The sequence below is a fragment of the Streptomyces sp. NPDC038280 genome, assembly GCF_055600045.1.
The window spans coordinates 62,060-75,632 of record NZ_JBVJYZ010000006.1 but is presented as its reverse complement, the minus strand read 5'-3'; the positions used below and the strand labels follow the sequence as shown (position 1 = coordinate 75,632).

At 70.0% G+C, this 13,573-nt stretch carries 14 protein-coding genes; 8 read left to right on the top strand and 6 right to left on the bottom strand.

Annotated features, from left to right (window positions below; all coding sequences use genetic code 11):
* Positions 1-57: 57 nt before the first annotated feature.
* Positions 58-423, bottom strand: coding sequence for a YbjQ family protein (locus tag ACZ7J0_RS15145; protein WP_470887442.1), 366 nt, complete (start codon positions 421-423; stop codon positions 58-60).
* A 141-nt stretch (positions 424-564) separates the two neighbouring features.
* Between ACZ7J0_RS15145 and ACZ7J0_RS15140 the strand changes: the two genes are divergently transcribed.
* Positions 565-1,263: a DedA family protein gene (locus tag ACZ7J0_RS15140; protein ID WP_470887440.1), complete on the top strand. Its 699-nt coding sequence runs from the start codon at positions 565-567 to the stop codon at positions 1,261-1,263.
* A gap of 17 nt (positions 1,264-1,280) precedes the next feature.
* Here the strand turns inward: ACZ7J0_RS15140 and ACZ7J0_RS15135 are convergent, their stop codons facing one another.
* On the bottom strand, positions 1,281-2,927 hold the full coding sequence (locus tag ACZ7J0_RS15135; RefSeq protein ID WP_470887879.1) for a threonine/serine exporter family protein: 1,647 nt from the start codon (positions 2,925-2,927) through the stop codon (positions 1,281-1,283).
* 124 nt (positions 2,928-3,051) lie between these two features.
* Positions 3,052-3,546, bottom strand: a complete 495-nt coding sequence (locus ACZ7J0_RS15130) for an inorganic diphosphatase (RefSeq protein WP_108151010.1) — start codon at positions 3,544-3,546, stop codon at positions 3,052-3,054.
* A gap of 101 nt (positions 3,547-3,647) precedes the next feature.
* On the opposite strand from ACZ7J0_RS15130, the gene dacB reads away from it, so the two are divergent.
* The 7 genes from dacB (at position 3,648) to ACZ7J0_RS15095 (ending at position 11,994) form a co-directional block, all read left to right on the top strand.
* Entirely contained in the window at positions 3,648-5,033 is a 1,386-nt protein-coding gene (gene dacB, locus ACZ7J0_RS15125; RefSeq protein WP_470887438.1) for a D-alanyl-D-alanine carboxypeptidase/D-alanyl-D-alanine endopeptidase, read from the top strand.
* A 56-nt stretch (positions 5,034-5,089) separates the two neighbouring features.
* Positions 5,090-6,220, top strand: a complete 1,131-nt coding sequence (locus ACZ7J0_RS15120) for a zinc-dependent metalloprotease (RefSeq protein ID WP_470887436.1) — start codon at positions 5,090-5,092, stop codon at positions 6,218-6,220.
* Positions 6,221-6,415: 195 nt separating this feature from the next.
* The gene (gene tilS / locus ACZ7J0_RS15115; protein WP_470887434.1) at positions 6,416-7,444 is read left to right on the top strand and encodes a tRNA lysidine(34) synthetase TilS; all 1,029 of its coding nucleotides are present in this window, start codon (positions 6,416-6,418) and stop codon (positions 7,442-7,444) included.
* 41 nt (positions 7,445-7,485) lie between these two features.
* Positions 7,486-8,025, top strand: a complete 540-nt coding sequence (gene hpt, locus ACZ7J0_RS15110; protein ID WP_468711626.1) for a hypoxanthine phosphoribosyltransferase — start codon at positions 7,486-7,488, stop codon at positions 8,023-8,025.
* Between the two features lie 160 nt (positions 8,026-8,185).
* Positions 8,186-10,222, top strand: coding sequence for an ATP-dependent zinc metalloprotease FtsH (ftsH, locus tag ACZ7J0_RS15105; RefSeq protein WP_470887433.1), 2,037 nt, complete (start codon positions 8,186-8,188; stop codon positions 10,220-10,222).
* Between the two features lie 109 nt (positions 10,223-10,331).
* A complete protein-coding gene (gene folE / locus ACZ7J0_RS15100) occupies positions 10,332-10,937 on the top strand; it encodes a GTP cyclohydrolase I FolE (RefSeq protein ID WP_470887431.1) in 606 nt (201 codons plus the stop codon).
* Positions 10,938-11,172: 235 nt separating this feature from the next.
* Positions 11,173-11,994 carry a hypothetical protein gene (locus tag ACZ7J0_RS15095; protein ID WP_470887430.1) on the top strand — a complete coding sequence of 274 codons (822 nt, stop codon included), beginning with the start codon at positions 11,173-11,175 and terminating at the stop codon, positions 11,992-11,994.
* Positions 11,995-12,012: 18 nt separating this feature from the next.
* Here ACZ7J0_RS15095 and ACZ7J0_RS15090 read toward each other — a convergent pair whose 3' ends face one another.
* From ACZ7J0_RS15090 to folB, 3 genes are read right to left on the bottom strand one after another with little or no spacing between them, the layout of a single operon-like run.
* Complete coding sequence (locus ACZ7J0_RS15090) at positions 12,013-12,492, bottom strand: DUF3180 domain-containing protein (RefSeq protein WP_470887428.1); 480 nt, start codon at positions 12,490-12,492, stop codon at positions 12,013-12,015.
* A gap of 40 nt (positions 12,493-12,532) precedes the next feature.
* Complete coding sequence (gene folK, locus ACZ7J0_RS15085) at positions 12,533-13,120, bottom strand: 2-amino-4-hydroxy-6-hydroxymethyldihydropteridine diphosphokinase (RefSeq protein WP_470887426.1); 588 nt, start codon at positions 13,118-13,120, stop codon at positions 12,533-12,535.
* Positions 13,117-13,476 (bottom strand): dihydroneopterin aldolase, encoded by a 360-nt coding sequence (folB, locus tag ACZ7J0_RS15080; protein WP_469120746.1) that lies wholly within the window; start codon positions 13,474-13,476, stop codon positions 13,117-13,119. The genes folK and folB overlap by 4 nt, the downstream gene beginning before the upstream one ends.
* Positions 13,477-13,573: the final 97 nt, after the last annotated feature.

Genomic DNA, 13,573 nt, shown 5'->3' with positions numbered 1-13,573 from the left:
CGGGGGAGGAAGGCGCCTCCCCACCCCTCTCCCGTGCTCCTCGCCACCCCGGCGCGGTCAGGCGCGGGCCAGCACCACCGCCGTGCCGTAGGCGCAGATCTCCGTGCCGACGCCCGCCGCCTCCGTCACATCGAAGCGGAACATCAGCACCCCGTTGGCCCCGCGCGACCGGGCCTGCTCCACCAGCCGCTCCATCGCCTGGTTGCGGGTCTCCACGAGCGTCTTCGTCAGCCCCTTCAGCTCTCCACCGACCATGGACTTCAGCCCCGCGCCGACCTGGCTGCCCAGATGCCGCGAGCGCACGGTGAGCCCGAAGACCTCCCCGATCACCTGCTGCACCTGATAGCCGGGCACGTCATTCGTGGTGACGACCAGCACATCCGACTGCGGGCCCTGCCCGCCGCCGTAGTCATCGATGCTCATGGGCACGTACCTCCTGGCGCACAGCTTTGCCCCGGTGCCCGCACAGCGCATCCTGGGGGAAACCGTGGAACGCGGCGCCGACGGCAACCGTTGATAGCTTTGGGCAGCCGTCCCGCCCCCCGACCCTGGAGCCCGGAACCCGTGAATACGCTTGCGCTCGGACCGAGCTGGCTGGACCCCGACTATCTGATCGAGACCTTTGGGCTGATCGGCGTCCTGGTCATCGTCTTCGCCGAGTCGGGCCTGCTCATCGGCTTCTTCCTGCCCGGCGACTCGCTGCTGTTCACCACCGGTCTGCTGGTGACGACCGGAGTGCTGGACACCCCGCTGTGGTTGGTGTGCACCCTGGTGGTGCTCTCCGCGGTCATCGGCGACCAGGTCGGCTACCTCTTCGGCCGCAAGGTCGGCCCGTCGCTCTTCAAGCGCCCCGACTCCAAGCTCTTCAAGCAGGAGAACGTCGAGAAGGCGCACGAGTTCTTCGAGAAGCACGGACCCAAGTCGCTGATCCTGGCCCGCTTCGTGCCCATCGTGCGCACGTTCACGCCGATCATCGCCGGTGTGAGCCGGATGAACTACCGCTCGTTCATCACGTTCAACGTGATCGGCGGCCTGCTCTGGGGCGCGGGCGTCACCCTGCTCGGCGCCTCGCTCGGCAAGGTCGACTTCGTGCACAAGCACATCGAGCTGATCCTCGTCGCCATCGTGCTGATCTCGGTCGTTCCGATCGCCATCGAGTTCCTGCGTGCCCGCTCCAAGGGCAACAAGAGCAAGGAGCAGGCACCGGCGGACGGCATCGAGGAGCCCCCTGCCGCCCCCCGCGGCCGCCACGCCAAGCGCTGAGAGAGCCGCCAGGAGCGTCAGAAGCCGCGTGTCCGCTTGGCCGCGCGGCGGCCCGCGCCCGAGCCGGGTGCCTGGATGAACAACCGGGCCAGCTCGCCGCCCAGGTTCACCCCGATCGCGATCGCCAGAGCCAGCGCCGATGCCTTGGCCAGCGAGGCGAAGCCCTGGTCCAGGTTGTTCTGGGCGATCGCGAGGACTCCGAAGTACGTCGCGCTACCGGGCAGCAGCGGCCCGATCGCCGCCGTCACGTACGGCAGCGACGACGTGTGCTGGTAGCGCGCGATCAGCTGCCCGAACAGTCCCACCAGACCGGCCGCCACCGCCGTGGCCATCACCGCCGAGCCGTCGGCGGTCACCGCGATGGACGCGTAGATCACCCAGGCCACGCCGCCGTTCAGGGTCACGAACAGCACCGTGTCGCGTGACTGCTGGAGCAGGATCGCGAAGGTCAGGCAGAGCACCATCGACGCGAGGAGCTGCACCACCGGCCGCTCCACCGGGTTCAGCACGCCCTCCGGGTTCAGGTTCGCGTCGAACTGCACGGCGACGTACAGCACCGACAGCACCCCGATGACGATGGCGACGAAGAAGTAGCCGACCTCGAGCAGCCGCGCCGAGGCGGTGATGTAGAAGCCGGTCAGACCGTCCTGCACGGCCGCGACCAGCGCCCGCCCCGGGATCAGCGCGAACAGTCCACCAGTGATCACCGCGGACGGTTGCAGATCCGCGTGCAGCAGCGTCAGCGCCACACCCATGGCCGCCGGCGGCATCGCCGCCACCAGGAACTGGTAGAACTCCGGCAGCCCGCGCCCCGCGCAGAACCAGGCCAGCCGGTCACCCAGCACCGCGCCCAGCGCTGCCACCAGGAACACCGTCAGTCCGCCGCCCAGCAGCAGTGACGCCGCCCCGGCGAGCACGCCCGCGGCCAGGGTGAGCACCCAGCCCGGGTACGGGTGCCGGTTGCGCCGTATCTCAGCGAGGCGCCGGTAGGCCTCCTCCGGGGACACGTCGTGGTCCTCGGCATTGATGTCGGCGAGCAGCTGATAGACCGCCGCCAGCCGGGTGTAGTCGGTGCCGCGGCGCCGTACGGTCCGGTTCGCGGTGACCGGGTCCTCCACCAGGGACGGCTGGTACGTGATCGACAGCAGGGTGAAGGTGACGGTCGGCTCGCACCGGTCGAGGCCGTAGGAACGGCAGATCGCGAACATCGCCGCCTCGACGTCCTCCGCGCCCTCACCGCCCGCCAGCAGCAGCTCGCCGATACGGAGCGTGAGGTCGAGCACGCGCGCCACCGGCGGCCCGGCCTCGTCGTCCTTGCGCGTCAGTTCCGGCACCGGCCGCTCGCTCACCGGCAGCCGCAGCATCGTGCGCATCCGGTCCTGCCACGGCGCGTCCTTCGACAGCCTGATCATCGGGATGCCGTGCGCGGGCGTGAACGCGGGCGGCGACTGCCGTGCCGAGTACGTGGACGGCGGCGCGAAGGCCGAGCCCTCCGCCTCGCTCGGCGGCTCAGGGGACAGCCCGTCCGGAACGGCGAACTCCGAGGTCGGATGCTCCTCCTCGGGCACGACCGGCTGTTCCACCCCGGTCGGCGGAGTGAACGCGCTGCGCGCCTCGTCCGACTGCGGTTTCCGGTCTTCCGGGCCGTCCGGCTCCGCCACCACTGTGTATACCCTCGCTCCCATTCGAACTGTCTGCCCAGTATGGGCACGAGCAGACCGTCCCACGCGCAACGGGCGGCGCACCCGTATCGGTGCACCGCCCGTCAGACGTTCAATGGGGCCCCACTCAGTGGGCGCCGCCCTGCGCCTCGAGGCGCTTGTAGGAGGCCTCGATCTCGGCCTCGGCCTCGGTGCGGCCGACCCAGTTGGCGCCCTCGACCGACTTGCCCGGCTCCAGGTCCTTGTAGACCTCGAAGAAGTGCTGGATCTCCAGGCGGTCGAACTCGGACACGTGGTGGATGTCCCGCAGGTGCTCCACACGCGGGTCGGAGGCCGGCACGCAGAGCAGTTTGTCGTCGCCGCCCGCCTCGTCGGTCATCCGGAACATGCCGATCGCCCGGCACTTGATCAGGCAGCCGGGGAAGGTCGGCTCGTCCAGGATCACCAGCGCGTCCAGCGGGTCGCCGTCCTCGCCGAGGGTGTTCTCCACGAAGCCGTAGTCGGCCGGGTAGCTGGTCGAGGTGAAGAGGCGACGGTCCAGGCGGATCCGACCCGTCTCGTGGTCGACCTCGTACTTGTTCCGCGATCCCTTCGGGATCTCGATGGTGACGTCGAACTCCACGGGTGGCTCCTCCTGATCAACACATATGTCTGCTTGCGACTAGGCGCAGTGATTAAGTGTCCCTCACGCATGTGTGTGATCGCGAAAGGGGCTGGTCAGCGATGCCGGAGCCGAGATTGTGGCAGCTCACGGCAGGCTCAGCCGTACTCGGCCTGGTCCTGGCGACCGGAGCGGTGGCCACGGCCGGGCCCTGGGACTCCGGTCAGCGTAAGGCCGAGCGGTCCTGGGCAGCCGCCCAGGGCCGAACAGGTGGCGCACATCACGAAGAATCCCCCTCCGCCCACCGCCCCGCCCCAGCACCCAGCGCCGCCCGGGTGCTCACCGCCCTCGGCACCTCGCACCGCGGCCCGGCCCGCCTGGCCGCCACCCTCGGTCCCCTGCTGAACGACCCCGGACTCGGACCGCTGCGCACGGCCTCCGTCGTCGACGTCACCACCGGCGAGCGGCTGTACGGGAACGGCGACACCGCCCCGATGACCCCCGCCTCCACCATCAAGATCGCCACCGCGGCCGCCGCGCTCACCGCGCTCGGCCCCGACCACCGCATCGCCACCACCGTCGTCGCGTCCCCGGACAACCGCAGCATCACCCTGGTCGGCGGCGGCGACCCCACCCTCGACCGGACCCGGCTGCGCGCCCTCGCCGCCGACACCGCCCGCGTCCTGCGCGACCATGGCGTCACCACCGTCCGGCTGAGCCACGACACCACCCTCTACAAGGGACCCGCGCTCCACCGCGTCGGAGCCAACGACAACATCGCCCCGGTCAGCGCCCTGATGCTCAACGCCGGCCGCCTCGACACGTCGACCAGCGGCCCCGCCCCCCGCAGCGGCGACCCGGCCGGCGACGCCGCGGCCGCCTTCGCGGGCGCCCTCGCCGAGGCCGGTGTCTCCGCCGACTCCGCCTCCGTGCCCGGACGCGCCCCCAAGGGCTCCCCGATCGCCCGGACCCACTCCCGCCCGCTCGACGCCCTCGTCGAGCGCACACTGACCTACAGCGACAACGACCTCGCCGAGGCCCTGGCCCGCCAGACCGCCCTGGCCACCGGCCGGCCCGCGAGCTTCCAAGGCGCCGGAAAGGCCGTCCGGACCACCCTCGCCAAGCTCAAGGTGCCCCTCACCGGCGCCCGCTTCACCGACGGCAGCGGCCTGGACCGGCAGAACCAGGTCTCCGCCGCCCTCCTCACCTCACTGCTCACCCGCGCCGCCGACCCCGCCCGCCCCGAGCTGCGGCCCGTGCTCACCGGCCTCCCGGTCGGCGGCTTCAGCGGCACCCTCAGGACCCGTTTCGACGCCCACTCGCCCGGAGCCGGACTGGTACGCGCCAAGACCGGCACCCTCACCGGCGTGAACGCCCTCGCCGGGACCGTCGTGACCGCCGAAGGCCGCCTCCTCGCCTTCGCGTTCCTCGCCGGACGCACTCCCTCCCCGTACACCGCCCAGCCCGCCCTCGACCGGCTCTCCGCCGCACTCGCCCCGAACAGCTGACCGCCGCGTCCCGCATGACCCTCACCGATGGGGTCGTCACCACGTACGGTTGACGCATGACGAGCATCGGTGGTGCCGAGATGGTCGACTGGAACCTCGCGGTCGCGACCGCGATCCGACTCGTGCGTCCCGGGCCGGAGGTGACCCGCGAAGAGGCCCGCGAGGTCGTCGCCGAGCTGCGGCGGCACGCGAAGGCAGCCGAGGAGCACGTCCGCGCCTACACGCGGATGGTGCCCGAGGGCCACGAACCGGACGACACCCCGGTCCTGGTCGTCGACCGGGCCGGCTGGGTGAAGGCCAATGTCGCCGGCTTCCGCGAACTGCTCTCGCCCCTCCTGGACAAGATGCGCGAACGGCGCTCCGGCACCCCCGGCGCCGCCGTGTTCGGTGCCGTCGGCGGCAAGGTCACCGGCGTCGAGCTGGGCATGCTGCTGTCCTTCCTCGCCTCCCGCGTCCTCGGGCAGTACGAGACCTTCGCCCCCGTCACCCGCGAACTGCCCGGCAGTGGCAACGGCGGCGGCCGCCTCCTGCTCGTCGCCCCGAACATCGTCCACGTCGAGCGCGAACTCGAGGTCGACCCGCACGACTTCCGCCTCTGGGTCTGCCTCCACGAGGAGACCCACCGCACCCAGTTCACCGCCGTCCCCTGGCTCCGCGACCACCTCCAGGGCGAAATCCAGTCATTCCTCAACGCCACCGACATCGACCCCACGACCGTGCTGGAACGCCTCCGCGAGGCCGTCCAGGCCTTCGCCGGCGGCCGCCCCGAGGCCGAGGAGGGCGACGAGGCACGCTCCCTCGTCGAACTGGTGCAGACCCCCGAGCAGCGCGAGATCCTCGGCCGCCTCACCGCCGTCATGTCCCTGCTCGAAGGCCACGCCGACTACGTCATGGACGGCGTCGGCCCCCAGGTCGTGCCCTCCGTCGCCGAGATCCGCGAGAAGTTCCAGCAGCGCCGGGCCCGCGGCGCCTCCCGCCTCGACCAGGCTCTGCGCAAGCTGCTCGGCCTCGACGCCAAGCTGCGCCAGTACCGCGACGGCGAGCGGTTCGTGCGAGCCGTCGCGGAGGAAGTCGGCATGGACGGCTTCAACCGCGTCTGGACCTCCCCCAACACGCTGCCCACCAAAGCGGAGATCGCCAAACCGGCGGACTGGATCGCGCGGGTGCACCGTAGGACGGACTCATGAGCCCATTACGGCCGAACGGCACAGGAACGCCCCCCTAATCACCCATCCGAGGGACCGTGGGGCATGGGTAGGCGTGCAATGCTCGGGGAACGGCCGTGTTCTGTCACCATCGAAGCACTCTGAGTGACCGAACCCCCTGTTACGACCGTTAAGACTCCGACCGAGGCACCCCAACTTCCACGAAGGGCACCGGACATGGGTCCCCATCCTGCGGTCGCGGCGATACGCCTGGCGGTCCGCCGCGTACTCCACGACGTACTGAACGACATCACCGAGCACACCGACCCCGACTCCGCGCAGGGCGAGCCGCTCGCCCCCCTCGTGCTGGTCGCCTGCTCCGGAGGCGCCGACTCGATGGCGCTCGCCTCCGCCCTGGCCTTCGAGTCCCGCAAACTCTCCGTCCGGGCCGGTGGCATCACCGTCGACCACGGCCTCCAGGACGGCTCCGACCTCCGCGCGGCCGAGGTCGTCGCACGCCTCCACACGCTGCGGCTCGACCCCGTCGAATCCATCGCCGTCCGCGTCGGCCGCGAAGGCGGCCCCGAGGCGGCCGCTCGCGATGCCCGCTACGCCGCCCTCGACGAGGCCGCCGACCGGCTCGGCGCCGCCGCCGTCCTCCTCGGCCACACCCGCGACGACCAAGCGGAAACCGTCCTTCTCGGTCTCGCCAGGGGTTCCGGCATCCGCTCGCTCTCCGGCATGGCCGCCGTCTCCGGCGCCGCCGGCCGCTACCGGCGGCCCTTCCTGCAGCTCGACCGCCAGACCGCCCGCAAGGCGTGCCTGGTCCAGCAGCTGCCCGTCTGGGACGACCCGCACAACACCGACCCCGCCTACACCCGCTCCCGGCTGCGCCACGAGGGCCTGCCCGCCCTCGAGAAGGCGCTCGGGAAGGGCGTCGTCGAAGCCCTCGCCCGGACCGCCCGGCTCTCCCGCGACGACGCCGACGCCCTGGACTCCTGGGCCGCCGAGGCGGACTCCTCCGTACGCGACGAAGCCGGCCACCTCGAGTGCGCCAAGCTCTTCGGACTGCCGCCCGCCGTCCGCCGCCGCGTGCTGCGCCGCGCGGTCATCGCCGAGGGCGCCCCCGCGGGCTCCCTCTTCGCCCGCCACATCGAAGAAGTCGACCGGCTGATCACGAGCTGGCGCGGCCAGGGGGCCATCAATCTGCCCGGCCGCGTCGAGGCACGTCGGCAGGGTGGCAGACTGGTCATTCGGCAAGGCTGACGCACGCTGCAACGAAAGTGACCCGGGTGAACGAGAAGGACATGGGCACCGACCTCAAGTCGGTGCTCATCACCAAGGAAGAGATCGACGCGAAGCTGGCCGAGCTGGCCGCGAAGATCGACGCGGAGTACGCGGGCAAGGATCTGCTCCTCGTCGGTGTCCTCAAGGGCGCCGTGATGGTGATGGCGGACCTGGCGCGCGCGCTGTCCACCCCCGCCACCATGGACTGGATGGCCGTCTCGTCGTACGGCGCGGGCACCCAGTCCTCCGGCGTCGTACGGATCCTCAAGGACCTCGACACCGACATCAAGGGCAAGCACGTCCTGATCGTCGAGGACATCATCGACTCCGGCCTGACCCTGTCGTGGCTGCTGTCGAACCTCGGCTCGCGCGAGCCGGCGTCCCTCGAGGTCTGCACGCTGCTGCGCAAGCCCGACGCCGCCAAGGTCGCGATCGACGTGAAGTGGATCGGCTTCGACATCCCCAACGAATTCGTCGTCGGCTACGGCCTGGACTACGCGGAGAAGTTCCGCAACCTTCCCTTCGTCGGCACGCTCGCCCCGCACGTCTACGGCGGCTGAACCCGCCGGACCGCACGGGAACCCACAGCCCCTTCCCGCCGTTGGAGCAAGGGAAGACGGCCACGGGTGACAATGCTGGGGTACCGTCCGAAGAACAGTCTTTTCTCACAGCAGCATTTACCTACGGGCAGGAGGGACGGGGCGTTCTCGCTCCGTATGGATGGACGTGAAGCGATACTTCCGTGGGCCGGTCATGTGGATCGTGCTGGCCGTCCTCGCCGTGGTCGTGTTGATGCAGGTCGTCGGCTCGTCCGGCGGCTACAAGACGGTGGACACCGCCAAGGTCGTCCAGGCGATCGACGACAATCAGGCCGATCAGGTCAAGCTGACCACCGGCGATGAACAGATCATCAAGGTCGAGCTGAAGGACGGGGCCGACAAGGCCAAGTACGGCGGCGACAAGATCCAGGCCAGCTACATCGGCACCCAGGGTTCCGATCTGGCCACGACGCTGCAGAAGAAGTTCGAGGCGGGTGAGATCGACAAGGGCTACACGGTCTCGCCGTCGAAGCAGTCCCCGTTCATCTCGGTGCTGCTCTCGCTGCTGCCCTTCGTCCTCATCGTCGTGGTCTTCCTGTTCCTGATGAATCAGATGCAGGGCGGCGGCTCCCGGGTCATGCAGTTCGGGAAGTCCAAGGCCAAGCTCATCACCAAGGACACCCCCAAGACGACCTTCGCCGACGTGGCAGGGTCCGACGAGGCGGTCGAGGAACTCCACGAGATCAAGGAGTTCCTCCAGGAGCCGGCGAAGTTCCAGGCCGTCGGCGCCAAGATCCCGAAGGGTGTGCTGCTCTACGGCCCGCCCGGCACCGGCAAGACGCTCCTCGCGCGCGCCGTCGCCGGTGAGGCCGGGGTGCCGTTCTACTCGATCTCCGGTTCCGACTTCGTCGAGATGTTCGTCGGTGTCGGCGCCTCCCGGGTCCGTGACCTCTTCGAGCAGGCCAAGGCGAACGCCCCGGCGATCGTCTTCGTCGACGAGATCGACGCCGTCGGCCGGCACCGCGGTGCGGGCCTCGGCGGTGGCCACGACGAGCGCGAGCAGACGCTCAACCAGCTGCTCGTCGAGATGGACGGCTTCGACGTGAAGGGCGGCGTCATCCTGATCGCCGCCACCAACCGGCCCGACATCCTCGACCCGGCGCTGCTGCGCCCGGGCCGCTTCGACCGGCAGATCGCCGTCGACCGTCCCGACATGCAGGGCCGTCTGGAGATCCTCAAGGTCCACCAGAAGGGCAAGCCGGTCGCCCCGGACGTCGACCTGGGCGCCGTCGCCCGGCGCACGCCCGGCTTCACCGGCGCGGACCTGTCGAACGTGCTGAACGAAGCGGCGCTCCTGACGGCGCGCAGCGACAAGAAGCTGATCGACAACCACTCCCTGGACGAGGCGATCGACCGCGTGGTCGCGGGCCCGCAGAAGCGGACCCGGATCATGTCCGACCGGGAGAAGAAGATCACCGCGTACCACGAGGGCGGTCACGCCCTGGTCGCGGCGGCCTCGCCGAACTCCGACCCGGTCCACAAGATCACCATCCTGTCCCGCGGCCGGGCCCTGGGCTACACCATGGTCCTCCCGGACGAGGACAAGTACTCGACCACGCGCAACGAGATGCTCGACCAGCTGGCGTACATGCTGGGCGGGCGCGCGGCCGAGGAGCTCGTCTTCCACGACCCGACCACGGGCGCGGCGAACGACATCGAGAAGGCCACGGCCACGGCGCGCGCCATGGTCACGCAGTACGGCATGACCGAGCGACTCGGCGCGATCAAGTTCGGCGGCGACAACACCGAGCCGTTCCTCGGCCGGGAGATGTCGCACCCGCGCGACTACTCGGAAGAGGTCGCGGCGCTGGTCGACGAAGAGGTCAAGAAGCTCATCGAGACCGCGCACAACGAGGCCTGGGAGATCCTCGTCGAGAACCGCGACGTCCTCGACAACCTGGTCCTCCAGCTCCTCGAGAAGGAGACGCTGGGCAAGGAGGAGATCGCCGAGGTCTTCGCCCCGATCGTGAAGCGCCCGGCCCGCCCGGCGTGGACCGGCTCCTCCCGGCGCACTCCCTCCACGCGCCCGCCGGTGCTCTCCCCGAAGGAGCTGGCGCTGACCAACGGCGCCAACGGTTCCAACGCGACCACCTCCGCCGACGCCGCCCCGGCGACGCCCGGCATCGAGGTGGCCCCGGAGGACCGCCCGGAGGCCTGACGGCCGCCCGCTGCCCTCCCGGCAGCCCCGGAATGGATGCCGCGCCCCCCAGGTTTTAGCCTGTGGGGGCGCGGCATTTCGCGTACCAAGCAGACGGAACGAGGCACAGATGACCGACCCGGTGACGCTTGACGGCGAGGGCACGATCGGCGAATTCGACGAGAAGCGCGCCGAGAATGCCGTGCGGGAGCTCCTCATCGCGGTCGGTGAGGACCCGGACCGCGAGGGACTGAGGGAGACGCCGGCGCGCGTCGCGCGGGCGTACAAGGAGATATTCGGCGGGCTGTGGCAGCGTCCGGAGGATGTCCTGACGACGACGTTCGACCTGGGCCACGACGAGATGGTCCTGGTCAAGGACATCGAAGTGACGAGCTGCTGCGAACATCATCTCGTCCCCTTCAGAGGTGTGGCCCATGTCGGGTACATTCCCTCGAGCTCCGGGAAGATCACGGGTCTGTCCAAGCTGGCCCGTCTGGTGGACGTCTACGCACGCCGCCCCCAGGTGCAGGAGCGGCTGACCACCCAGGTCGCCGACTCACTCATGGAGATCCTCGAGCCGCGCGGCGTCATTGTGGTGATCGAGTGCGAGCACATGTGCATGTCCATGCGCGGTATCCGCAAGCCCGGCGCCAAGACGATCACCTCCGCGGTGCGCGGCCAGCTTCGCGACCTCGCTACGCGCAATGAGGCGATGAGCCTGATCATGGCGCGATAGCCGGACTGTCAGTAGCGCCCGATACGGTCTCCGATCAGTGGATTTGGCTGCTGATCAGGGGATCGTCATGGTGTATGGGCTTCCGAGCAGGCAAACGGTGAACGGGGTCGTCGGGCGCACGCGCGCGGGGAGTGTCGTTGCCGGCGACAGGTTATGGACGCTGGACGGGGAACGCACCGTACAGACGGAGGTTCTGGGCGCAGTCGCTGACGTCTCCCGCGAGGCGGTGGACGTCGTGACCAGCCATACCACCTTCACCGTGGCACCTGACGTGCTGCTCGGCACCCCCGACGGGTGGGTCCACGCCCGTGACGCGGCCGGTACGGTGTTGGCCTGGACCCACGCCCGAAAGCTGTGCCGCGAGAGGCTGAGCATTCGACCGGGCTACGACTTCGGGTACCTCATGGGCGCCACATGCTCGGACGGGACCGTCGGCACCAACTATGTCTCCCTGGTGGTCAACGATGAGGCCTTCGCCCGGCGCTATGCGACGGCGCTGACCGCCTCGACGGGATTGGCCGGCCGCCTGGAGGCGGTCACCAGGCCGTCCGGTTACCTGAAGCGCGACGCTCCCGGGTTCCGCGTCAGAGTGGTCTCCTCCTACCTGGCGGACTTCCTGCGCCAGTGTCTGGGTGGCGACGCGCATCACATGCGGCAGCGCTTCCCCAGAGTGGTGCTCCGGGACCGCGAGGTCTTCGAGGGCTTCCTCGATGGTTATGTCGAGGGGGACGGCTTCCGGTCGAAGACATGGCAGGGGCGTCTCGTCGTCAGTGCGAACGTGCCCTTCCTCGCCGAGATGGCACGGATTATCGGCGCGCGATTCACAGCGCGCACGAACGGCAGGGCTTCACACTTGGTGATCGTGGACCGCTGGTTCGAGCGGGGTACGTTCCGGCCCGAGTTGCATCCCTTGGAAGTCAGGGAGTCGGAGTGGGTCCAGGTGAGAGAGGTGCGACCTCGCGCTGCTGAGCGGAAGCCGTTCACGTTCTACAGCTACCGCCTGGCCCCGCACCCGACGTTCCTGGTCAACGGACATCTGGTTCGGGAGCCCTGGTAGTGGCGCGGGCCGGCCTGCCTACGCCCTTGCCGTGCCCGCCGGCTCGTCGTCCTCCGGGAGTTTGCAGACGCGCTCCAGGAAGAACGCCGCCGCGATCACCGCGATGCCGGTGAGGACCGAGAAGCCCGCGTAGATCGCCTGGTCGCGGCGGGCCGGGATGTCGAGCGAGCCGAGCAGGAAGACGCCGGTGCCGCCGTACATCCCGGCGACCAGGGCCGCGACCAGGGCGCTGGCCTGGCCGAAGACGACCGCGCGGGCCGCCATCAGGGGCTCCACGCCCTTGGCGCCGGGTCGGCGCTCCCGCTGGGCCTTCAGGCGCCCGCGGATCGACAGGGCGGTCGCGGTGAGGACCACGGCGATCGCCGCCAGGACGATCGGGGCGGCGAGGGGCACGCTGGGCAGGGTGGCGAAGGACTCCCAGAGCCGGGCGCCTCCCCAGGAGAGGACGCCGGCGGCGACGAAGAGTCCGGCCAGTACCTTGAGCCTCAGTTGCTTCACCGGGTGCCTTTCACGTCGTGGCTGTCGCTGGGACCAACGACTACTCGGGCAGACGGAGTTCCAGATCGGCGCGGGGGACGACCCCGGCCGTGCCGACCTCCGCGAGCAGCTCGGCGACCGTGCCGTGGCCCGGCAGCTGGGCCTCCGGGTCGACGTCGTGCCAGGGGGCGAGGACGAAGGCCCGCTGGTGGGCGCGCGGGTGGGGCAGGGTGAGGGTCGGGTCCTCGGAGAGCACATCGGCGTACGTGACGATGTCGACGTCGATCGTCCGCGGACCCCAGCGCTCGTCGCGCACGCGGTCGAACGCCTCCTCGACGGCGTGGGCGCGCTCCAGGAGCGAGGACGGCGGCAGGGTCGTCTTCACCACGACGACCGCGTTGAAGTAGGACGGCTGGGAGCCGGGGTCGACGCCCCAGGGCTCCGTCTCGTACACGGGGGAGACCGCCTTGACCCGCAGGCCGGGCGTGTCCTCCAGGGCGTCGATGGCGCCCTGGAGCGTCTCCAGCCGGTTGCCGAGGTTGGAGCCGAGGGCGATCACGGCCCGTTTGGGGTTGGACAGGGTGATGTCCGCCGCGTCGACCGTCTCCATCACCGACGCGGGGACCGGCTGGACGGTGGGGTCGCTCATGCTCGGCTCCGGGTGATGGTGATGGTCACGTCGTCGAAGGGGACGGTGATCGGTGCGTCCGGCTTGTGCACGACCACCTCGACCTGCTGGACGCCCTCGTGCTTGAGGCACTGCTGGGCGATCCGCTCGGCGAGCGTCTCGATCAGATCGACCGGTTCGCCCTGCACCACGTCGACGACCTCTTCCGCGACCACGCCGTAGTGCACGGTCTTCGCCAGGTCGTCGTCGGCCGCCGCGGGGCGGGTGTCGAGGCCGAGCACCAGGTCCACGATGAAGGTCTGACCCTCCTCGCGCTCCCGGGGGAAGACGCCGTGGTGCCCGCGGGCCTTGAGGCCGCGCAGCGCGACACGATCCACGCGAATCACTCCTGCTGTTCGTAGGAATTGCGGGCACGCGGCCGCGTGCGGACGGCGTTGTGACCACTTCGAATCTACCTGCGGGTACTGACACTGC